Source organism: Pontivivens nitratireducens, from assembly GCF_011290545.1.
GTDB lineage: Bacteria > Pseudomonadota > Alphaproteobacteria > Rhodobacterales > Rhodobacteraceae > Pontivivens > Pontivivens nitratireducens.
In genome coordinates this window covers 1,641,789-1,662,625 of sequence record NZ_CP049811.1, presented here as the reverse complement: position 1 = coordinate 1,662,625, position 20,837 = coordinate 1,641,789, and the positions used below count along the sequence as shown (strand labels likewise).

The following is a 20,837-nucleotide window of genomic DNA, read 5'->3' as shown; positions in this document are numbered from 1 at the left end:
ACGGCGCGCGCCTCACATATCGGCGAACTTGATCGATTCACCGCAGCCGCAAGCTTCCGTCACGTTGGGATTATTGAACGCAAAGCCGGATTCGAGCAGCGATGTGGTATAGTCGATCTCAGTCCCGAACAGGAACATCTGGGCCATCGGGGCAATCATGACCCGTGCGCCGTCCTGCTCGACCACCTCATCCAGAGGATCGACCTCATCCACGTAGTTCATGGTGTATTCCATGCCAGCGCAGCCGCCCTTCTTGACACCGACGCGGAGACCCTTCGTCTCCCCCTTCTGCATCAACTTGCGGATCTGCGACGCGGCGCGATCTGTGATGGTGACGGCCTGCTTGCCGGGAATGGCGAACATGGGCGAACTCCTCAAAATACCTGACCAGAAAGATAAGATGCTGGACGGCGGTCCTCAACCCCCTCCGTTCGGCGTAAGCGGCGAACCGAGCGGAACGTTTGCAGGATTGCGTCCGGGGATCGCGGTGTAACCCGTGGTGAGCGGGACTGCGAAAATTGTGGGCGATACGCCCTCCGCTGCAACCGATCCGACTTTACCATACGGGATTTCTGCTGGGAAAGCGTCTGCGGGCGCATCGCGGCCTTGCCCGAATCCGCGCCGCACCGTATCGGATGCCCATGACAGACATCGCCCATGACCGCCTTCTCATCATCGACTTCGGATCACAGGTTACGCAGCTGATCGCGCGTCGCCTGAGAGAGCTGAACGTCTTTTGCGAAATCCACCCTTTCCAGAACGTGACCGACGCGTTCTTGCAGGAGTTCGCCCCTAAGGCCGTGATCCTTTCAGGGGGTCCGGCCAGTGTCATGGACGAAAATTCGCCCCGTCCGCCCCGGAGCGTGTTCACGCTGGGCGTTCCCATCCTGGGCATTTGCTACGGTCAGCAAGTGATGATGCAGGAGCTGGGCGGCAAGGTCCTGCGCGGGCACGGCACGTCTGAGTTCGGTCGCGCCTATGTCACCCCGGCGGAACAACGGATCGACCTGCTGACGGGCTGGTTCCTGGACACGCGGGAGCAGGTCTGGATGAGCCATGGCGACCATGTCAGCGAGCTTGCGCCAGGATTTGCCGTCTACGGCACGTCACCCAACGCGCCCTTTGCCGTGACCGCCGATCTGGAGCGTCAGTTCTACGCTGTGCAGTTCCACCCCGAGGTGCACCACACCCCGAACGGGAAAACGCTGTACGAGAACTTCGTCAAGCTGGCAGGCTTCACCGGCGACTGGACGATGGACGCCTACAAGGATGAGGCGATCCGCCTGATCCGTGAACAGGTCGGTGACGCAAAAGTCATCTGCGGCCTGTCCGGCGGCGTGGACAGTTCCGTCGCGGCCGTGCTGATCCACGAAGCGATCGGCGACCAGCTGACCTGTGTCTTCGTGGACCACGGCCTGCTGCGAAAGGGTGAGGCGGAGGAGGTCGTGAAGATGTTCCGCGACCACTACAACATGCCCCTGATCCACGCGGACGAGCAGGACCTGTTCCTGGGTGAGCTGGACGGCGTGTCCGACCCGGAAACCAAGCGCAAGACAATCGGCAAGCTGTTCATCGACGTGTTCCAGAAACACGCGGCTGAGGTCGGCGGGGCAAAGTTTCTGGCTCAGGGCACCCTCTACCCCGACGTGATCGAGAGCGTCTCGTTCAGCGGCGGCCCCAGTGTCACCATCAAGTCGCACCACAATGTAGGCGGTCTGCCTGAGAAGATGGGTCTCGAGCTGGTGGAGCCTCTGCGCGAACTGTTCAAGGACGAGGTTCGTGCGCTGGGGCATGAACTGGGCCTGCCCGATGCCTTCATCGGTCGGCACCCCTTCCCCGGCCCCGGCCTCGCCATTCGCTGCCCGGGTGAGATCACGCGCCAGAAACTCGACATCTTGCGTGAGGCGGACGCGGTCTATATCGACCAGATCCGCAGACATAACCTGTACGATGAGATCTGGCAGGCCTTCGTCGCGATCCTGCCCGTGCGCACGGTGGGCGTGATGGGCGACGGGCGAACCTATGATTTCGCCTGCGCCCTGCGCGCCGTCACCAGTGTCGATGGCATGACCGCGGATTACTATCCGTTCAGCCACGATTTCCTGGGTGAGACCGCGACGCGGATCATCAACGAGGTTCCGGGCATCAATCGCGTGACCTACGACATTACCTCTAAACCTCCGGGCACCATCGAGTGGGAATAACTGGATAATCCCCACCCCATGACCATCTGAAGTGCCATGTCACACAGGAAAGAGCGCCCGATGGAGAACGACGTCCCGACCTGGGCCCTGACACGCAGATTGCTGGGGGAAAACGCCCGGCAACACTGGGTCGGCTATACGGTGGGCTTCGTTCTGCTAGCTGTTTCCTCCGCCATGACGGCGTTGGTTGCCTATGTGATGGAGGACGTGATCAACAACGTCTTCATCGATCCGCAGCCGGCTATGGTCTGGACCGTGGCGATCAGTGTCATCGTGATTTTCGTCCTGCGCGGTGTGACCACCTACGCCGCCGCAATCGTGCTGGCCCGTATCGGCAACCGTATCGTGGCCGACATGCAATTGCGGATGTTCGAGCGAACGCAGGCCCAGTCGTTAAGCTGGGTGGACGCGCAGGATATCGGTGATTTGGTCGTGCGGTTCCAGACAGGCGTGACCGCCGTCAGGCAGGCCATTCAGGTTCTCGTACAATCGGTCGGGCGCGATCTGCTGACCATGGCGGGTCTGGTCGGAATAATGTTCTATCAGGACCCGATCATGGCGTTCATCGCGCTGTTCGTGGCACCGCCCGCCATCTTCGTAATCGTTACCGTGATGCGTCGTATGACCACCGTCGCGCGCACCGAATTCGCATCCGTCGGCCGTTTGATCGGTATGGTGAAGGAGGTCGTGCTGGGCGCGCGTGTCATCAAGTCGTTCCGTATCGAACAGCGGCTTGCCCATGACATGGGACAGGTGGTCGAGCGGGTGCGCAAACTGAACAACAAGATCGCCCGGCTCAGCAATGCGACCTCTCCGATCATGGACATGCTGGGCGGTTTCGCCTTTGCCGCGATCATCCTGTATGGCGGCACGCAGATCGCCGCCGGCGAATTGGACGCGGGATCGCTGTTTTCGTTCATCACCGCATTCATGCTGGTCTACGAGCCCGCGAAACGCTTGGGCAAGTTCAACGTGGATTACCAGAAACATCTTGTCGGTGTGCGCATGGTCTATGACATCCTCGACACCGCGCCGGACAGCAGCGAACGCATGGACGGGGCTGATCTGAAAGTGCGTGAGGGTGAAATCGTCATCGAGAACGCCCGGTTTTCCTATGGTGAGCAGGCTGTGCTGCACGACCTGTCCCTGACCATACCCGCCCGCAAGGTTACGGCACTGGTCGGGCCGTCGGGGGGCGGGAAATCGACGGTGCTGTCCCTGATATCACGCCTGCATCAGGCGCAGTCGGGGCGCATCGCCATCGACGGTCAGGATGTCTCCGCGGTCACGACCGACAGCCTGCGCCGCAACGTGGCGCTGGTGGGTCAGGATGCGTTCCTGTTCGACACCACCATTGCGGACAATATCCGCATGGGACGGCCGGACGCGACGGACGCCGAGGTTGAGGACGCCGCACGGGCCGCGAACGCTCACGACTTCATCATGCGCCAAAACCTCGGCTATGAAACGCCCGTCGGTGAAGGCGGCGGTCGGTTGAGCGGCGGGCAGAGACAACGAATCTCCATTGCGCGCGCCATGCTCAAGAACGCGCCGATCCTGCTGCTGGATGAGCCGACCGCCGCCCTGGACACCATGTCCGAGCGCAAGGTTCTGGAAGCGATCGAACGGTTGATGCACGGACGCACTGTGGTTGTCATCGCGCACAGGCTCAGCACGATCCGCGATGCGGATGTCATTCACGTGCTGAACGAAGGTGCGTTGGTCGAAAGCGGCGATCACGAGGCGCTGATGGCGTCAGGCGGGCTTTACCGCCACCTGCACGACACCCAGTTTCGCAGCGACGCCTAGGTCGGGAAACGGTAGAATTTGTGATCGTCGATCCAGACGGTCCGTTCCAACCGGCTTGCCCAACCGGGATTGACGGAAACGGCATGGTAATGCGTCGCGCCTGCGGTCAGCATTCGCGGGCGACCATCCAGCATGACGCGGGCGATCTTCGCCATACGCTCCCACGCGGCGCGCTCGCTCATTACTTCGTTGCGGCCATCGCACATGAAGGAAAACTGGCAGGCGTTCATGCGGCTGGCCCCCTGCGAGACGACACCGCAGACGGAGTTGGGATAGCGGGAATGATCGACCCGGTTGAGGATAACCTCCGCCACCGCGATCTGACCGGCGATCGTCTCCCCACGTGCTTCGAAGTAGAGCGCCTTTGCCAGACACTCCCACTCCGCGCCGCCGGTGGCAGCGGGCATAGCGTCGAGGGTTAACAGATCCATCGGCTGTATGACCGTAACACGCCGCTCGGCAAAGCCGTTGGCATCGTCCTGCATTTCAAGGGCAAGCTCACTGCGCACATCCGCCCCGATCGCGGCGTCGGTCGGCAGCGACACGCTGATTCGCGCATCCCCCGCGCCACCCAGCTCACGCAGACGGTCGGACGTGGTGGCATTGAGCACAGCTCGTTCCTGCGTCAGCATCTGCGAAATCTGGCGGCTGATCTGATCCTCAACCTGCTGTTGCGCCAACACTGGCACGCTGAAAGCAGAAGAAACGATAGCTGCGGCAAGCGCAGATTTCACAATCCGTAGTACAAACATGGGCGATCGATCCGGGTTTTACCTAGAAGGCGCTGAGGCCCATAACGGATAGGGCCGGGACAATTTCCGCTGTTTTACGGTTTTTTCCGAAAAAGTCTACCCTTGAGCATTGCGCGCAAGACATAGCCACCAGTCATGCCTGACCGGACTTCCGCGACAGCAATGTCGCCTGTGCAGCAGCGAGCCGTGCTATGGGCGCACGGAAGGGTGAACAAGACACGTAATCGAAGCCTGCAAGCTTGCAGAAGTGAATCGAGCCCGGATCCCCACCATGCTCCCCACACAGCCCAAGCACAAGGTCTGGATCTGTCTTACGACCGCGTTTTGCGGCAATTAACAACAATTCACCCACACCCTCGATGTCGAGGGAGTGGAATGGATCCTCCGCAAAGACGCCCTGATTGACGTAATCACGCATGAAACGTCCAGCGTCGTCCCGGCTGAGGCCATAGGTCATCTGCGTCAGATCGTTCGTTCCGAAGGAAAAGAAGGCCGAATCGGCGGCCAGATCGGCGGCACGCAGGGCGGCGCGCGGGGTCTCGACCATGATGCCGAGCTTATAGGTCAACGTGACCTCCCTCTCCGCCATGACCTGTGCTGCCACGGCCTCGATGTTCTTGCGGACCACCTCAACCTCACGCTTGGCGGAAACAAGTGGGATCATGATCTCGGGCACGATCTGTTCCAGATTGCGGGTGTTCACGATGGCGGCGGCCTCGAAAATCGCGCGGGCCTGCATCTCGTAGATCTCGGGCATGGTGACGCCCAGACGCACGCCGCGTTTGCCCAGCATCGGGTTGAACTCCCCCAGCGCCTTGGCCCGCTCGACAACCTGCGAAACGGGAATGTCCATCGCCTCCGCCAGATCATGCATTTCCTCACGGCTGTGCGGCAGGAACTCGTGCAAGGGCGGGTCGAGCAGGCGAATACAGACGGGTAAACCGCGCATGATGTCGAACAGATCGACAAAATCGCCCCGTTGCATCGGTAGAAGTGCGGCCAGCGCGCGGCGGCGATCCTCAGACGAATCGGCCAAGATCATTTCACGCATCGAGGTGATGCGATCCTCCTGGAAAAACATGTGTTCCGTGCGGCACAGGCCGATTCCGTCCACCTCGAACCCGCGGGCGACGCGGGCGTCCTGCGGCGTGTCGGCATTGGCCCTCACCCCCATTTCGCGCGCCTGATCGGCCCAGCTCATCAAGGTGGCAAACGCGCCGTCCAGTTCCGGCTGAATCATCTCGGGCGCGCCGGCCAGCACTTCGCCACGCGTGCCGTCGATCGTGATGAGGGAGCCTTCGGCGAAGCTGCGCCCGTCCTGACTGATGATCTGACGGTTGCGGATGTCGAGGCGCAGATCCCCGGCGCCAACCACACAAGGCAGGCCGAGCCCCCGCGCGATCACTGCCGCATGGCTGGTCATGCCGCCACGCACTGTCAGAACCGCGCAGGCGGAGTGCATGCCGCGAATATCCTCGGGGCTGGTTTCCATGCGCACCAGAACGGCATTGTCGCCTTGAGCCTCGGCTTGCATCGCCGCCTCGGGCGAGAAAACGATGCGCCCCGTCGCGGCACCGGGGCTGGCGGGAAGGCCGGAGCCGAAGACATCGCGCGGCGCGCGCGGGTCGATCTGCGGGTGCAGATGTTCGATCAGGGTGCGCGGTTCGATCCGCAACAGCGCATCATCACGCGATATTGCGCCGTTGCGGGCCAGATCGGTGGCGATGCGCACCGCCGCACGGGCGGAGCGAGGGGTCAACACGGCATCGAGCAACCACAGCTTGCCGTCCTCCAGCGTAAACTCGAACCCGTGAATATCGCCCAGACCGGCGGCGACGGTGCTGCCATGCGTTCGCAGATCGGTCAGGGCGTCGGGGGCGATCTCCTCCAGCGAGGGGGCGGATTGGCGAGCTGTCTCACGCGCCTCACGCGTGATGAGATGCGGCGTGCGCATCCCCATCAGCGCGTCATAGCCCTGCGCCTGGGTCAGGAACCGGCCCGAGAGCGCAGGCGTGCCCGTCCGCTCATCCACCAGATGCACGACACCTGCGCCGCACACACCCTGCCCGATGCCGAACGCCATCCGTTGCACGATCAGGCCCAGACCGGCCTCGGGCGGGGCGCCATGGCTTTCGCGCAGGATGCGGGCGCTGACGCCGTTCCAGCCGCGCGCCATCGCATCCACGGCGGCGCATAACTGGTCCACCGGGTCCTGCGGAAACGGTTGCATGACCTCGTCCAGATACAGCGCTTTGGCCTGATCGACGAGGGTGACGCGTGCATCCTCGGGCAGGTCCCCCTCGGAGGCGACGGACCAGTATTTCACCTGATCGGCCATCAGATTCTCGAAATCTTCGGGGTCTACCCCTTCCACCATCGTGGCGTAGCCCTCGATCAGGCGGAAATACAGCTCCAGCGCGCCGGGCTTGCCCACGCGGGTCATCAGTGCGGGCAGCCGTGCGTCGGTGATCCCGATGTTGAGCAGCGCCTCCGGCCCGCCCCATTCGGGACGCGGGGGCGAGGCGCGCAGGCTGAGCAAAACCTCATCCCCCAGGGTCTGGAAGGTATCGCGCAACACGCCATCGAAATGCGTCCGTGCACCGTCCTGCGCGATCTGTCGGGTCAGATCGGTGGTCAGCAACAGACCGCGCGGCACCGGCAGGCCAAGTCCGGCCAGCCGGGCCAGACGCGCGCCCCGCGCACCCCATCTTTCCGGCGACAGGAGGCAGCCTTCAGGAACTTCGTGCAGGCGGATGTAATCGTGAGGAATGTCCATGACCGGACAGTAGGCCGCGGCCCCTGCCGGGTCATGCGGAAAGTGCGCGTGCCGCGAAAATTCGACGCCCGGCGCGGTGGCCGGGCATCGTTCTGAAACCGTGGTTCAGCCCTCGATCCGCCCGAAATCCGCGATGCGCGCGAACAGGGTGCGGATCCGGTTCAGCAGGCACAGGCGGTTGCGGCGGATGATCTGGTTGTCGGAGTTGATCAGCGTCGCCTCAAAGTAAGCATCCAGCGGCCCGCGCAGCGCTGCAATCGCGGCCATGGCGGCAGCGAAATCCTCGGCCGCCAAGCCCGCGTCGATCTGCGGATCGGTGACGTCGAGAGCGGCGAAAAGCGCCTTCTCGCTGTCATTCTCGGCCAGATCGGGATTGGGATCGAGGGAGTATTCAACCCCGTCCTTCGCCTCCTCCGCCCGCAGGATATTCGACGCGCGGGTATAGGCGGCGAGCAGGTTCGCCCCATCCTCGGTATCGAGGAACGCTTGCAGCGCACGGACCCGGTTGACGAGCAGAACGATATCCCCGTCCCAGTTTTCGGGGAGCGCGGCGTCGATCACGTCATGGCGAATGCCCTCGGCGCGCAGGTGAACCTTGAGGCGGTCTGCGAAGAAGGAGAGGAGGTTGGATGCTTCAACACGTGTTGTGTCCATCCATCCTTTAAGTAAAATAATATTTTCTCTCGCATTCGCAGTGCGGTCACGATCAGCCTGAAGTGCAGACAGGACTAAATCTGGGACATCAAGAGACATAATCTTTTTGACTTCACTTTGTATAACCTCAGAGCGCTTGAGCGTAACGCTTGCTTCACCCGTTTCAGATTCGAGTTCCGCCGCAACGTCTAGTACTTTGCGCCCAGACAAATGTGCAAAAATAAGGGCTAAGAAAAGGCCTTCCCAATTATTACGAGCACCAGATGATAAAATGAGGCGAATAACCCCCAACGCCGCTCGACGCAGCGCATAGGGATCCTTCGACCCCGTGGGCTTCTCATCAATCGCCCAGAAACCCGTCAGGGTGTCCAGCTTGTCCGCCAGCGCCACGGCGACGCTTACCGGCTCCCTCGGCACGTCGTCACTCGGCCCCAGCGGGGAGTAGTGGTATTGCGCGGCGTTCGCGACCTCCTGCGGCAGGCCCGCAGCTTCGGCGTAGTAGCGGCCCATCAGGCCTTGCAGTTCGGGGAATTCATAGACCATCTCGGACGACAGGTCCGCCTTGGCGATCTGCGCCGCCTGCTCCGCCATATCCGCGTCCGCGCCGACCAGCGGCGCGATTTCGCGGGCAAGCGCCGCGATGCGCGCGATCCGCTCCGCCTGAGAGCCGAGTTTGTTGTGGAAGGTGACGTTGGCCAGCGGCGCGGCCATGCCCTGCAACCCACGCTCCCGCACGGTTTGCAAATCGTTCTCCCAGAAGAACTTGGCGTCGGACAGGCGGGCGGTCAGGACCTTGCCGTTGCCCGCCAGAATCGTCGTGCCATCATCCGCCGTGGTGCGGTTCGCGACAGTGACGTATTTCACGATCTTGCCAGCGTGATCGCGGACCGAGAAGAACTTCTGATGCTCCTTCATCGAGGTTTGCAGCACCTCGGGCGGCAGGTCCAGAAACTGCTCACCGATGCTGCCCATCAGCGGCACGGGCCATTCGACCAGACCTGCAACCTCGGCCAGCAGGCCCTTATCCTCAACGATCTCCAGCCCTTGAGCGAAGGCCATGTTGGTCGCCTCGCCCCAGATGATGTCGGCGCGTTCCTTGGCATCCAGAATGACATGGGCGCGCTTGAGCTTGCTGGCGTAATCCTCGAACGAGGTCACCTTGATCGTGTCGGGTGCCATGAAACGATGCCCGCGCGTGGTGTCGCCGGACGCGATGCCATCAATGTCGAGCGGGACGACCTGCGCCCCCTCCTCATCCGTCAGGATCGCCAGGATGGAATGCAACGGGCGCACCCAGCGCAGGGAGCCGCTGCCCCAGCGCATGGATTTGGGCCACGGAAAATTGCGGATCGTGGATTCGAGCGTTTCGGCCACGATCTGCGCCGCCGGGCGGCCCGGCTTCTCGATCACGGCGAAATAGACCTGACCCTTCTTGTCGTCGCGCACCTCCAACTGATCCTTGGTCAAACCGGTGGAGCGCAGGAAGCCCGCCAGCGCCTTTTCCGGGGCGTCGGTGCGCGGGCCCTTGCGTTCCTCCCGCACGGTGGGGCTTTCATCGGTCAGCCCCTCCACGGCCAGGGTCAGACGGCGCGGCGTGGCAAAGGCGGCGGCCCCGCCATAGGTCAAGCCGGCCTCTACCATGCCGTCGGTCATCAGGCGGCGCAGATCGTCGGCGGCCTTGGCCTGCATGCGGGCGGGGATCTCCTCGGAGAACAGTTCGATCAGCAGGTCGGACATCAGCTTTGCTCGCGGTAGTGGCGCCACATATAGGCGCGGCCATCGGGGTAGACGGCGATCATGCGGAGGATTTCGTAGTCGTCGGCCCCGGCGGGAGTCTCATCCTCGGCCAGATAGGCGGTGGCGGCACCGGATTCGAGATCGGCGGCGATGGTCCGCGCGTCGAAACAGTCGAACCAGCCGGGGGCTAGCAGCGGTTCGGGGTAAGGGGCCAGTGCGACCCCCTCAAACGCCGCAGGATCGACGGTAAAGCAGGCGCGGATCTTGTTCGGAGAGGTGCCCGCGTCAATGCCCTGCCAGTCGGAAACGGGAACTTCCCGCCCCGCGACCGTGACCGCATCCGCCTGAGTTTCCTCGTAATACGCATAGACCTGCGCATAATACATCCCAGCGCCCAGTGCCGCGATGACGATGCCGGATATGCCGACGAGCCATTTGCCGTTCATGCCGCGTACCCCCCAGCAGTCGTGCGGACGAAGGCATCCGCGCAGGCCTTGGCCAATGTGCGCACCCGCCCGATATAGGCCTGCCGTTCGGTGACGGAGATGACGCCCCGCGCGTCGAGCAGGTTGAAGATGTGGCTGGCCTTGATGCACTGGTCATAGGCCGGGTGCGCCATGACGATGCGCTTGCCGGTCTTGGGGTCGTCATCCGCGGCGTCCAAAATGCGGGCGCATTCGGCCTCCGCCTCCTCGAAATGGCGCAGCAGAACGTCGGTATCGGCGATGTCGAAATTCCAGCGGGAATATTCCTGCTCGGTCTGCTTGAACACGTCGCCATAGCTGAGCTGGATGGCCGCGTCGGGATCGTTATAGGGCATGTCCATCACGTGATCGACACCCAGAACGTACATCGCCAACCGCTCCAACCCATAGGTCAGTTCGCCCGAGACAGGTTTGCAGTCGTGGCCGCCGACCTGTTGGAAATATGTGAACTGGCTGACCTCCATACCGTCGCACCAGACCTCCCATCCCAGGCCCCAGGCGCCAAGGGTCGGGCTTTCCCAATCATCCTCCACGAAGCGGATGTCGTGCAACTGCATGTCGATGCCGATCGCCTCCAGCGAACCGAGATACAGCTCCTGCAAGTTCGGCGGGCTGGGTTTGATCAGCACCTGATACTGGTAGTAATGCTGCAAGCGATTGGGATTCTCGCCGTAGCGGCCATCCGTCGGACGGCGCGAGGGCTGCACATAGGCGGCCGCCCAATGGTTCGTGCCGAGCGAACGCAGGGTCGTCGCCGGGTGGAAGGTCCCTGCCCCGACCTCCATATCATAGGGCTGCATGATCGCGCAGCCATGCGCGGCCCAATAGGCTTGCAGGCGCAGGATGATCTCCTGAAACGAGCGGGGACGGTCGGTGGCTGTGGGGGCGGTCATGGGTGCGAACTCCGCTTCAAAATCGCCGCCCTTATGCCTCTGCGCCTCCGGACGGTCAATGCGGCGGGGCACGCTCACCCGCGCCAGAACGCCGCCGTGAACAAGACGTAGACGCTCAGCAACTCCAACCGTCCGATCAGCATGGCGAAGGCCAGCACCCATTTTGCCTGATCGGGCAACCCAGCGAAGGTAGAGGCGGGGCCGATCTCTGGCCCCAGCCCCGGCCCGACATTGGCCAGCGCGGAGGCCGCACCGCTGAGCGCGGTCATGGTATCCAGCCCCATCAGGCCAAGAATCGCCGTGACCCCGGCCAGTGAGATCACGAACATCACGAAAAACGCCATAACGGAGGAAATCACGTCCTCCTCGATGGCGCGCCCTTGGTATCGGGGGCGAAACACTCCGGCGGGATGGTGCAACTGTCTGATCTGGGTCACGAGTGCCGCCACCAGAAGCTGGTAGCGAAACACCTTGACCGAACAGCACGTCGAACCCGCACATCCGCCGATCAGACCTATCAGAAAGAAGACCGTGACCGAAAAGCTGCCCCAACTGCCATAATCGGCACTGGCATAGCCGGTGCCGGTAATGATGGATGTGGCGTTGAACAGCGCCTTGCGAAAGGCCAGCTCGCTCAACTGATCGTTCATGAAGATTTGCCACGCGGTCAGGATCAGGACTACGGTCCCCAGAATGGCTAGAAAGGCATGGATCTGGGTGTCGCGCAGCAATGGCGTGGCGGAGCCTGCGACCAGTTGCACATAGCGAACGAATGGCAGGCTGGCGAGGATCATGAAACCTGTGGCGATGTATTCGGCCTGCGCGCTGAAGGCTCCGAACGATGCATTCTCGCTTGCAAAACCGCCCGTGCTGATCGTCGTCATGGCGTGGACGACGGATTCGAAGAGATCCATTCCCGACCAGTTATAGATGATCGCGCAGACCAAGGTCATGGACAGGTATATGGTGGAGATCGAGCCTGCAATCTCCGCCGCGCGAGGCAGAATTTTTCCAAAGGTATCAAATGCTTCCGAGCGGAACAGCTGCATGCCGCCAACCTTCAGCATCGGCAGGAACGCCACCGCGAACACGATCACCCCGATGCCGCCCATCCACTGCATCAGACCGCGCCACAGGTGAAGCCCACGGCTGAGGACGTCGAGATCGGGATATATCGTGGCACCGGTGGTCGTCAGCCCGCTGGTCGCCTCGAAAAACGCATCGGTATAACTGACCTGAGCCGGGCCGATCCAGAATGGCAATGCGCCGAAAATAGGCAGTGTGATCCAGCAGGCCACGGTCAGCAGAAAGGTCTGGCGGATCGACAGTCCCATGGATCGACTGTCGGAGCATCCCAAGTACAACATCGCACCAACCATTGCCGTGACGATGCCCGAAATACCGAACGCCACCGCCTCACCCCGCTGACCATCCAGCAGATCGAGCAGCATAGGCAGCATCATGGACGCCGCGAGCGCGAGCACCAACATCCCGACAACGTAACCGATGGGTCTAAAGGAGATCATCAGGGAGCCTTCGCCGCCGCGCACCATGCTGTCAAGCGGGCGGCATCGTGACCGCCCGGCTGTGTTGCCCTTTCGCCCGTCCACACATGGGGCACACATGGGGCGGTGCGGTCGGCGTCAGCTCATCCGGTTCGTGGGATTGCCGATTACCGACAGGAATTCCTTGCGCGTTGCCGGATCGTCGCGGAACGCGCCCAGCATCGTGGAGGTGACCATGCTGACACCAGGCTTATGAACGCCACGGGTGGCCATGCAATGATGCTCCGCCTCCAGCACGACGGCCACACCTTGCGGTTGCAACGTGTTCATCAAGACCTGCGCGATCTGCGCGTTCATCTTCTCCTGCACTTGCAGCCGTTTGGCAAAGGCATCGACGACCCGCGCCAGCTTCGAGATTCCCACAACGCGCCCCTGCGGAATATAGCCGACATGCGCCTTGCCGACGATAGGGGCCATGTGGTGCTCGCAATAAGATTCGAACCGGATGTCGCGCAACACGACCATTTCGTCGTATCCCTCGACCTCCTCGAAGGTGCGTTGCAACAATTGCTCGGCGTCCTCATCATAGCCGCGAAACCATTCGCCATAGGCCTTGGTCACTCGCTTGGGCGTGTCCAGCAGCCCCTCCCGGTTGGGGTCGTCGCCGGCCCAGCGCAACAGGGTGCGCACAGCTTCCTCAGCCTGTTCACGGGTGGGGCGGGAGCCGGGGATATCGTCACTGTCGGACTGAGGATCATGAACATTCATGGCGGGATTCCTGAATTCGAATTTATACCACTGATACGGCAAGCGTATCGTCACGGATCACCGATCCCGACGGGTTTCGACCAATATAGGCGCGTTTCGACGCATTTGCGAACCCGCGCACGCCACGGCTGCGAACGCCGCGATCACACCTGATCGAGGGCCGCGAGCAGGTCTGCCTCCAGATCCGCAACGCCCTCCAACCCGACGGAGAAGCGCACGAGGCCCGGCATGATGCCAAGCTCCACGCGGGTCCCCTCACTCAACCGTTGATGGGTCGTGGTGGATGGATGCGTCAGGATGCTGCGCGCATCGCCCAGGTTGTTGGAGATTACCGCAATGCTCGACGCGTTCAGGAACCGGAACGCCGCCGCCTTGTCGGCCAGGATCAGCGCCAGCATCGTGCCGCCCGTTTCCATCTGACGGGAGGAAATCGCGTGCTGCGGATGATCCGCGCGACCGGGATAGATCACCCGCTCGACTGCGGAATGGCCCGCCAGCGTATCGGCCAGCCGCGCCGCGCTGGCCGCCTGCGCGCGCACCCGCAGATCCAGCGTCGTCATGCCATTGAGCATCACCCAGGCGTTGAACGGGCTGAGCGCCCCACCAGTATGCTTGAGATAGGGCTCCAGCGTCCCGCGAATGAAGTCCTCGGCCCCGAGCACGACACCCCCCAGACAGCGCCCCTGCCCGTCGATATGCTTGGTCGCGGAATAGATCAGAACGTCCACACCCAGCGTCAGCGCGCGCATCAGAACCGGCGTGGCGAATACGTTGTCCGCCACGACCATCGCACCCTTCGCATGGGCGATTTCGGACACGGCGGCAATGTCGATCACCTCCAGCGTCGGGTTCGACATCGTTTCAAAAAACACCAGTTTCGTGTCGTCCCGAACGGCCTCGCGCCAGGCGTCCAGATCGGTGCCGTCCACGAATGTCACCTCGACACCGAAGCGTGGCAACAGGTTCTCCACGATATACAGGCAGGAGCCGAACAGCGCGCGGGAGCTGACGATGTGATCCCCCGCGCTAAGCATGGAAAACAGCGCGCCGTTGACGGCCGCCATGCCCGATGCGGTCGCGAACGCGGCCTCGGCCCCTTCGATCGCGGCGATGCGGTCCTCGAACGCGGCGACGGTGGGGTTGCCGTAGCGGGCATAGATGAATTCATCCTCGCCCAGTTCGACGAAGCGTTGCTCGGCAGCCTCCGCAGTGGGATAGACGAAGCCTTGCGTTAGATAGATCGCCTCGGCCACTTCGCCGTATTGCGAGCGGCGGGCCCCCGAATGCACCAGCTTGGTCCGGTCATTCCACGAGGCGTGAGTCTTTGTCGGTTCAGTCATCGGGGGGGTCCTTTCCCTGCGCGAATGATCGGGCCGCACGGGGTCCGACCTCTTTAGCGGCGTGTTTAACGTGGCCCGCAATCCGGTTCTACAAATCGCCACGGGACGTGTTTACGCCTGTGCCTTTGCCCGGTCAACGGCCCGCAGTCACGGCATCTTCATCGAATCTGAACCTTTCCGTCGCACATTCGTTCTACCCCTCAGTAAACAGCAACTCGACCCAAGGCAGGTACGATGCAATGTGTGGCGACACCCGAGCATCTGACGGCGGATGCCGCAGGTGCGCCGCTGGAACCGGCGCTGGACAGGCTTCTGAACCGTCAGGCCAGTCCGGTTACGCTATTGTTGCATGGGTACAAATACTGCCCGTTTCACCAGCCCAGCGCCGCCGATCCGACATTGCGCGATCCGCATCGCCTGATCTACGCCGAAACACCGGAAACCACCTGTGACAGGATCATCAGCTGGCCCGGGATGCTCGACCGGGCGGGTCCGACGCTGGGGATCGGCTGGCCGGGGATGCACACGGGTCACGGCACGCTGAACTCGATCCGGGGTTTTGCGGAAGTGTATGCGCGCGCGGACTCCATCGCGCGGCAGGTTGCCCGTCTTGCCGACCGTATCGCCACACTCGACCCGGATCGCCGGATCGATCTGATCGGTCATTCGCTGGGAGGCCGCATCGCCCTGGCGTCCCTGCCCCATATGAAGCTGGCCGAGCCGGGGCGTATTCTGCTGTGGGGGGCCGCGGAACGCGCGACAATCGCACGGATGCATATCGAGCGGGGCACCGGACGCACCGAAATCATCAATGTCCGCGCCCGCACCAACGCCCCGTTCGATCGGATGTTCGAATGGGCCGCCCCCGGTCAAGGCCCCGCGCTGGGTGCGGCCGGGCCCGTGGACGGCGTGGCGACGCTCACTCTGGACGATCCCAGAACCGAGCAGGCGTTGGAGGCACGGGGCCTTCCCCTCGGCGCAACGTCCCGCGGTCGTTGTCACTGGAGCTTTTATACCCGCCCGGGTACAGGCCCTCTGTACGCCGCGTTGCTGGACCAGCCGGGGGTCTGGACTGCCGACAGGATTGCGGCACTGTCTGACGAACCCGTCCCTGCACAGCAAACCGCGCGCAACGCGGTGGTCTCGACGCTCAGCGCCTTGTTGCCAACCAACAGGATGCGCGGCGCGTAGTCTTGCTTCGCTAACATCAGGGGGTTGCACGTCGTCTCATCCTCGGCATGCTGAACCCGACCTGTGCGGAGGAAGACATGAGCAGACCCATTGAGCTGTATTACTGGCCGACCCCGAACGGATGGAAGGTATCCATCGCGCTCGAAGAAATGGGACTGCCCTACAACGTCAATCTGATCGACATCGGCGCGGGCGACCAGTTCGCGCCGGAATATCTGAAGATCGCGCCCAACAACCGCATGCCAGCGATCATCGACCCCGACGGGCCGGATGGGGAGCCGATCTCGATCTTTGAAAGCGGCGCGATCCTGCAATACCTGGCCCGCAAGACCGGCACGTTCTGCGGCGACACCCAGCGTCAGCGTATCGAGGTCGATCAATGGTTGATGTGGCAGATGGGCGGACTGGGGCCCATGGCGGGACAGGCGCATCATTTCCTGAAATACGCGCCGGCGATGGAACCGCCCAACGACCTACCCTATGCCAAGGATCGCTACCGCAAGGAGACTTCGCGCCTCTACGGGGTGCTGGATAGACGGCTGGCGGATCGTGAATATGTTGCCGGAGATTTCTTTTCCATCGCAGATATGGCGATCTGGCCTTGGGCCTCGCTGTGGGAGGGGCAGCAGCACGACATCGCCTCAACCCCCCACATGCAAGCCTGGCTGGATCGTTGTAGCGCCCGTCCCGCACTGGATCGCGGCCGCAGGTTGAGGCTGGATCTGCGCGGAAACCTTCAGGACAAGAGGGAAACGCACAGCGTCCTGTTCGGTCAGAAGGGGAGAGACTCATGAAAAACGGTGAGCATATCCTCGCCCTGGATCAGGGCACCACGTCCTCACGCGCGATCGTGTTCGATGACAAGCTGCGGCCCATCGCGACCGGGCAGTACGAATTCACCCAGCATTTTCCGCAATCAGGCTGGGTCGAACATGACGCCCAGGAAATCTGGTCCACCACCCGTAAGGCCATCAGCACCGCGCTGGCCGATGCAGACCTGACCCCGCGCCAGATCGCGGCCATCGGCATCACGAACCAGCGCGAAACCGTCGTGGTCTGGGACAGGGACACCGGCGAAGCGATCCACCGCGCCATCGTCTGGCAGGACCGGCGCACCGCGCAGACCACCGACCGCCTGCGGGACGAGGGGCATGAGGAAGAGGTCATCACCCGCACCGGCCTGTTGCTGGACCCCTATTTTTCCGCCTCGAAACTGGCGTGGCTGCTCGACAATGTGGAGGGCGCGCGCGCCTCGGCGCGAGAGGGGCGTCTGGCCTTCGGCACGATCGACACGTGGTTGATCTGGAATCTTACGGACGGCAAGCGTCATGTAACGGACGCGACGAACGCGGCCCGCACGATGCTCTATAATATTCACGAGGGGCGATGGGACGATCACATGCTGGACATGTGGAACATTCCCGCCTCGATGATGCCCGAGGTGATGGACTGCGCCGCCGAGTTCGGCATGACCAGTGGTGAGACGCTGGGTGCCGCCGTTCCGATCCGGGGTGTCGCGGGCGATCAGCAGGCCGCAACCGTGGGTCAGGCCTGTTTCGAGAAGGGCATGATGAAATCGACCTATGGCACGGGTTGTTTCGCCCTGCTCAACACCGGCGATACCGCCGTGCGGTCACAGAACCGCCTGCTGACGACCATCGGATATCAGATCGGGGGCAAGCCGACCTACGCAGTGGAAGGGTCGATCTTCATGGCCGGGGCTGCGGTGCAGTGGTTGCGCGACGGGCTGGGTCTGATCGGATCGGCGGGGCAGACAGGCGGTCTGGCGCAGGATGCTGATCCCCATCAGAACGTTTATCTGGTTCCGGCCTTCACGGGCCTGGGCGCACCTTACTGGGACGCAGACGCGCGCGGTGCCCTTTTCGGCATGACGCGCAACACGGGGCCCAAGGAAATCGCGAAGGCAACGTTGGAAAGCGTGGCCTATCAGACCCGCGACCTGTTCGAGGCTATGAAAAAGGACGGTGCCGCGACCGATGCCACCGTTCTGCGCGTCGATGGCGGCATGACGGCCAGTGATTGGACCATGCAGGCGCTGGCAGATCAATTGCAGGCCCCCGTCGATCGCCCCATCGTGCGGGAGACTACGGCGCTGGGCGCCGCCTACCTCGCCGCGATGCAGAGCGATATCGCCGGTCCGCCCGAGGATTTCGCCAAGAGCTGGCAACGTGACAAGCAGTTCACGCCGCAGATGGATACCGAAACCGCCAACCGCAAATATGCCGGGTGGCGCGACGCCGTGCGCAGAACACTCTCCACCACTTAAACATGGTGAGGGATGGCGTGCATTTCGGGATACCCACGATCGCTGCCGGTGCAGGACGCATCGGCATCATGCCCCTGCCGGACGAAGAAACGATGCAGGACATTACCGATTGGGGCGCGACGCTGGTGGTGTCGTTGACGACCACGCGCGAAATGTCCGGACCGCTTGCGCCGACTCTCGCCGCGATTGGGGCGGCTTGGGCGCATCTGCCCATCCCCGACTTCGGCGCACCCGCCCCGCAGACCCGTCTGGACTGGGCGAAAATGGCTAAGGATATCAATGCCCGCCTCGATGCCGGTGAAGGTGTCATCGTGCATTGTCGCGGCGGCTGCGGGCGGTCGGGAATGATCCTTCTGCGGCTACTGGTGGAACGTGGGGAGGAGGCCGCCGTCGCTCTGAAACGTTTGCGCGCCGTTCGTCCCTGTGCGGTCGAGACGCGCGCACAATATGAGTGGGCTGCCTCCGGTGCTCCCTACCCCGACTGACTATCCTGTCTGAGCGATATGCCGCGTACCCGCGGACGGCGGTGCATTGCGCGGGCCGGCAAAACACTGCACCATCTGCATCCACCGTTGCGCCACGTCACCCATAACTGTCAGCGGGACATCTGCGATGCTGCGCGTCTGGGTGACGACCTGGGCGAAAGCCTCCGCCGGGCCCTCGATCCGTCCGACCGTCTGGTCGCCCCATTCGCGCACCTCCTGCCCCAATGTCAAACGCACCAGGGGCATGGCGGGCGGCACCTCGTAACCGTTGACCTGATGGCTCCACCCGAACGTATTCAGGCCCAGCGCCACGATATTCCACAACCGGGGTGTGGGGCTGCGCGAAACGCCGGCGATATCGAACACAGCCTGTCCATGCGCCCACACCTCCATGATACTGGCGGAAATCGAAGTCCGGGCAGACAGATCGGGACCGACCCATTTCAGGCGCAAGCGGGGGTCCACCAAGGCCCATTCAGCACCCATACGCTCATATCGGTCCTGCCAGGCCACGATGAGAGGTCGCCCGTGCAGCGTACAGACCTGACGCTCCACCTGCCGTGTCGTACCCGACATGATGCCTGCCCCGACATGTTCGATCTGTGCGGCAAAGGCCTCCGGATCGGTCCGCGAAAGATCGGCCATCACATTCCAGACGTGTAGGTGACGCACGATCTCCTCGACGGTCCAGCCCTTGAACAGGGTCGCCTCGTTCAGAAATGTCGTGGGACGCGCCGCGATCAGGCGGTGCAGGGCGCGGGCCTCTTGCAGGAAATCAAGAGCCTCCTGCTTCATTCAATTCCCCATTCGTGCAGGACATCGGCGAGGTCGGCGCCCTTCTCGGGCGGGGGGCGATTCAATGCGCCGGGCGTACGCGACAGGCGCGGCGCGGGTGCGGGCTGAACGATATCGTCGCGCCGCTCGAATATCTGCCGTGCGGCCATGTGCGGATGCTCAGGAGCGTCGTGCAGGGACAGGACCGGCGCGACACAGGCGTCCGTCCCCTCCATCAGATCCAGCCATTCGTCGCGCGGGCGACTGCGGAAAACCTCCTCCAACACTGCAGCACTGCGCGCCCAATCGGAAGGATCGAGCTGACCCTCGATCCCTTCGGCCTGACTATGCTCCAAAAGAAGGGCGTAGAACTGAGGCTCTATCGCCCCCACCGCCAGCCACTGGCCATCCGCACAGGCATAGCAGCGATAGTAATGCGCGCCGCCGTCCAGGAAATTGGCCTGCCGCGCGTCCCGCCACAGTCGATTTCCCTGCATGCCATAGATCATCGCCATCATGTGCGCGGTGCCATCGACGATCGCCGCATCCACGACCTGCCCTTCGCCGGACACGCCCCTTTCGACCAGTGCGGCCAGAATGCCTGCAATCAGGTACATTGATCCGCCGCCGAAATCCCCTACCAGATTGAGAGGCGGCTGCGGTCGATCCTCGCCGATCGCGTGCAACGCGCCGGTCAGGGCAATATAATTGATGTCGTGACCGGCGGTTTCCGCCAGAGGCCCATCCTGCCCCCAGCCGGTCATCCTGCCATAGATCAAGCGAGGGTTCTTCGCGCAGATCTCCTCCGGCCCCAGACCCAGACGCTCCATTACGCCGGGGCGGTATCCCTCGATCACAACGTCAGCCGCCTGCATCAGGCTGGCGGCACGGGCGCGCCCTTCGTCCGTTTTCAGATCCGCGGTGACGGACCTGCGGCCCCGGGCCAGCACGTCGTATTTCATCGGAAACGGAGCGCGACCGTCGGGCCTGTCGATGCGCACCACATCGGCCCCCATATCGGCCAGCCACATCGCGGCAAACGGCCCCGGACCCAAACCTGCGAACTCTACAACCCGAATACCCTTGAGCGGACCCATATGTCGCCTCCCCTTTTTCGTTTAACGTCACCCATCCTGACCGCATCTACAAGGCCCTCTATCACTGGGGCTTGACCCGA

The 20,837-nt window shown here is 62.8% G+C and carries 17 protein-coding genes and 1 riboswitch; of the genes, 6 read left to right on the top strand and 11 right to left on the bottom strand.

All coding sequences use genetic code 11. The annotated features are described in order from the left end of the window. Positions 1–12: 12 nt before the first annotated feature. Entirely contained in the window at positions 13–363 is a 351-nt protein-coding gene (locus tag G8E03_RS08170) for a HesB/IscA family protein (protein WP_166190538.1), read from the bottom strand. Between the two features lie 278 nt (positions 364–641). On the opposite strand from G8E03_RS08170, the gene guaA reads away from it, so the two are divergent. Further along, positions 642–2,204 carry a glutamine-hydrolyzing GMP synthase gene (guaA, locus tag G8E03_RS08165; RefSeq protein ID WP_166190536.1) on the top strand — a complete coding sequence of 521 codons (1,563 nt, stop codon included), beginning with the start codon at positions 642–644 and terminating at the stop codon, positions 2,202–2,204. Positions 2,205–2,240: 36 nt separating this feature from the next. Further along, positions 2,241–4,013, top strand: a complete 1,773-nt coding sequence (locus G8E03_RS08160; RefSeq protein ID WP_166190534.1) for an ABC transporter ATP-binding protein — start codon at positions 2,241–2,243, stop codon at positions 4,011–4,013. Here G8E03_RS08160 and G8E03_RS08155 read toward each other — a convergent pair. The 8 genes from G8E03_RS08155 to metZ all read right to left on the bottom strand — a co-directional run bounded on the left by G8E03_RS08155 (position 4,010) and on the right by metZ (position 14,923). Next, on the bottom strand, positions 4,010–4,765 hold the full coding sequence (locus G8E03_RS08155; protein WP_240910308.1) for a cell wall hydrolase: 756 nt from the start codon (positions 4,763–4,765) through the stop codon (positions 4,010–4,012). The two genes, G8E03_RS08160 and G8E03_RS08155, sit on opposite strands and share 4 nt — an antisense overlap. A 133-nt stretch (positions 4,766–4,898) precedes the next feature. Further along, the gene (gene ppdK / locus G8E03_RS08150) at positions 4,899–7,541 is read right to left on the bottom strand and encodes a pyruvate, phosphate dikinase (RefSeq protein WP_166190531.1); all 2,643 of its coding nucleotides are present in this window, start codon (positions 7,539–7,541) and stop codon (positions 4,899–4,901) included. Positions 7,542–7,646: 105 nt separating this feature from the next. Then, complete coding sequence (glyS, locus tag G8E03_RS08145) at positions 7,647–9,932, bottom strand: glycine--tRNA ligase subunit beta (RefSeq protein ID WP_166190529.1); 2,286 nt, start codon at positions 9,930–9,932, stop codon at positions 7,647–7,649. Further along, positions 9,932–10,378, bottom strand: a complete 447-nt coding sequence (locus G8E03_RS08140) for a DUF6446 family protein (RefSeq protein WP_166190527.1) — start codon at positions 10,376–10,378, stop codon at positions 9,932–9,934. The genes glyS and G8E03_RS08140 overlap by 1 nt, the downstream gene beginning before the upstream one ends. Further along, positions 10,375–11,310 (bottom strand): glycine--tRNA ligase subunit alpha, encoded by a 936-nt coding sequence (locus G8E03_RS08135; protein ID WP_166190524.1) that lies wholly within the window; start codon positions 11,308–11,310, stop codon positions 10,375–10,377. Before G8E03_RS08135 ends, G8E03_RS08140 begins: the two co-directional genes overlap by 4 nt. Before the next feature lie 74 nt (positions 11,311–11,384). Next, positions 11,385–12,836 (bottom strand): TrkH family potassium uptake protein, encoded by a 1,452-nt coding sequence (locus G8E03_RS08130; RefSeq protein WP_166190522.1) that lies wholly within the window; start codon positions 12,834–12,836, stop codon positions 11,385–11,387. A gap of 117 nt (positions 12,837–12,953) precedes the next feature. Beyond that, a complete protein-coding gene (folE, locus tag G8E03_RS08125; protein WP_166190520.1) occupies positions 12,954–13,583 on the bottom strand; it encodes a GTP cyclohydrolase I FolE in 630 nt (209 codons plus the stop codon). A gap of 143 nt (positions 13,584–13,726) precedes the next feature. Further along, positions 13,727–14,923: an O-succinylhomoserine sulfhydrylase gene (gene metZ / locus G8E03_RS08120; RefSeq protein WP_166190518.1), complete on the bottom strand. Its 1,197-nt coding sequence runs from the start codon at positions 14,921–14,923 to the stop codon at positions 13,727–13,729. A gap of 32 nt (positions 14,924–14,955) precedes the next feature. Further along, positions 14,956–15,035, bottom strand: a riboswitch (SAM riboswitch). Positions 15,036–15,166: 131 nt separating this feature from the next. Between metZ and G8E03_RS08115 the strand changes: the two genes are divergently transcribed. The 4 genes from G8E03_RS08115 to G8E03_RS08100 all read left to right on the top strand — a co-directional run bounded on the left by G8E03_RS08115 (position 15,167) and on the right by G8E03_RS08100 (position 18,886). After that, positions 15,167–16,114, top strand: a complete 948-nt coding sequence (locus G8E03_RS08115; RefSeq protein WP_166190515.1) for an alpha/beta hydrolase family protein — start codon at positions 15,167–15,169, stop codon at positions 16,112–16,114. A gap of 77 nt (positions 16,115–16,191) precedes the next feature. Further along, the gene (locus G8E03_RS08110; protein WP_166190512.1) at positions 16,192–16,908 is read left to right on the top strand and encodes a glutathione S-transferase N-terminal domain-containing protein; all 717 of its coding nucleotides are present in this window, start codon (positions 16,192–16,194) and stop codon (positions 16,906–16,908) included. Beyond that, complete coding sequence (gene glpK, locus G8E03_RS08105) at positions 16,905–18,401, top strand: glycerol kinase GlpK (protein ID WP_166190510.1); 1,497 nt, start codon at positions 16,905–16,907, stop codon at positions 18,399–18,401. Before G8E03_RS08110 ends, glpK begins: the two co-directional genes overlap by 4 nt. A gap of 17 nt (positions 18,402–18,418) precedes the next feature. Continuing rightward, positions 18,419–18,886, top strand: a complete 468-nt coding sequence (locus G8E03_RS08100) for a protein-tyrosine phosphatase family protein (protein WP_240910307.1) — start codon at positions 18,419–18,421, stop codon at positions 18,884–18,886. Here G8E03_RS08100 and G8E03_RS08095 read toward each other — a convergent pair whose 3' ends face one another. Then, positions 18,887–19,681 carry a maleylpyruvate isomerase family mycothiol-dependent enzyme gene (locus G8E03_RS08095; RefSeq protein WP_166190504.1) on the bottom strand — a complete coding sequence of 265 codons (795 nt, stop codon included), beginning with the start codon at positions 19,679–19,681 and terminating at the stop codon, positions 18,887–18,889. Continuing rightward, the gene (locus tag G8E03_RS08090; RefSeq protein ID WP_166190502.1) at positions 19,678–20,757 is read right to left on the bottom strand and encodes a CaiB/BaiF CoA transferase family protein; all 1,080 of its coding nucleotides are present in this window, start codon (positions 20,755–20,757) and stop codon (positions 19,678–19,680) included. Before G8E03_RS08090 ends, G8E03_RS08095 begins: the two co-directional genes overlap by 4 nt. Positions 20,758–20,837: the final 80 nt, after the last annotated feature.

What these genes read in the sequence shown, in the direction of transcription:
- G8E03_RS08130 (WP_166190522.1), bottom strand. Translation starts at nt 12,836, where the DNA reads ATGATCTCCTTTAGACCCATCGGTTACGTTGTCGGGATGTTGGTGCTC.
- ppdK (WP_166190531.1), bottom strand. Translation starts at nt 7,541, where the DNA reads ATGGACATTCCTCACGATTACATCCGCCTGCACGAAGTTCCTGAAGGC.
- metZ (WP_166190518.1), bottom strand. Translation starts at nt 14,923, where the DNA reads ATGACTGAACCGACAAAGACTCACGCCTCGTGGAATGACCGGACCAAG.
- G8E03_RS08090 (WP_166190502.1), bottom strand. Translation starts at nt 20,757, where the DNA reads ATGGGTCCGCTCAAGGGTATTCGGGTTGTAGAGTTCGCAGGTTTGGGT.
- G8E03_RS08160 (WP_166190534.1), top strand. Translation starts at nt 2,241, where the DNA reads ATGTCACACAGGAAAGAGCGCCCGATGGAGAACGACGTCCCGACCTGG.
- folE (WP_166190520.1), bottom strand. Translation starts at nt 13,583, where the DNA reads ATGAATGTTCATGATCCTCAGTCCGACAGTGACGATATCCCCGGCTCC.
- G8E03_RS08095 (WP_166190504.1), bottom strand. Translation starts at nt 19,681, where the DNA reads ATGAAGCAGGAGGCTCTTGATTTCCTGCAAGAGGCCCGCGCCCTGCAC.
- G8E03_RS08140 (WP_166190527.1), bottom strand. Translation starts at nt 10,378, where the DNA reads ATGAACGGCAAATGGCTCGTCGGCATATCCGGCATCGTCATCGCGGCA.
- glyS (WP_166190529.1), bottom strand. Translation starts at nt 9,932, where the DNA reads ATGTCCGACCTGCTGATCGAACTGTTCTCCGAGGAGATCCCCGCCCGC.
- G8E03_RS08110 (WP_166190512.1), top strand. Translation starts at nt 16,192, where the DNA reads ATGAGCAGACCCATTGAGCTGTATTACTGGCCGACCCCGAACGGATGG.
- glpK (WP_166190510.1), top strand. Translation starts at nt 16,905, where the DNA reads ATGAAAAACGGTGAGCATATCCTCGCCCTGGATCAGGGCACCACGTCC.
- G8E03_RS08135 (WP_166190524.1), bottom strand. Translation starts at nt 11,310, where the DNA reads ATGACCGCCCCCACAGCCACCGACCGTCCCCGCTCGTTTCAGGAGATC.
- G8E03_RS08170 (WP_166190538.1), bottom strand. Translation starts at nt 363, where the DNA reads ATGTTCGCCATTCCCGGCAAGCAGGCCGTCACCATCACAGATCGCGCC.
- guaA (WP_166190536.1), top strand. Translation starts at nt 642, where the DNA reads ATGACAGACATCGCCCATGACCGCCTTCTCATCATCGACTTCGGATCA.
- G8E03_RS08155 (WP_240910308.1), bottom strand. Translation starts at nt 4,765, where the DNA reads ATGTTTGTACTACGGATTGTGAAATCTGCGCTTGCCGCAGCTATCGTT.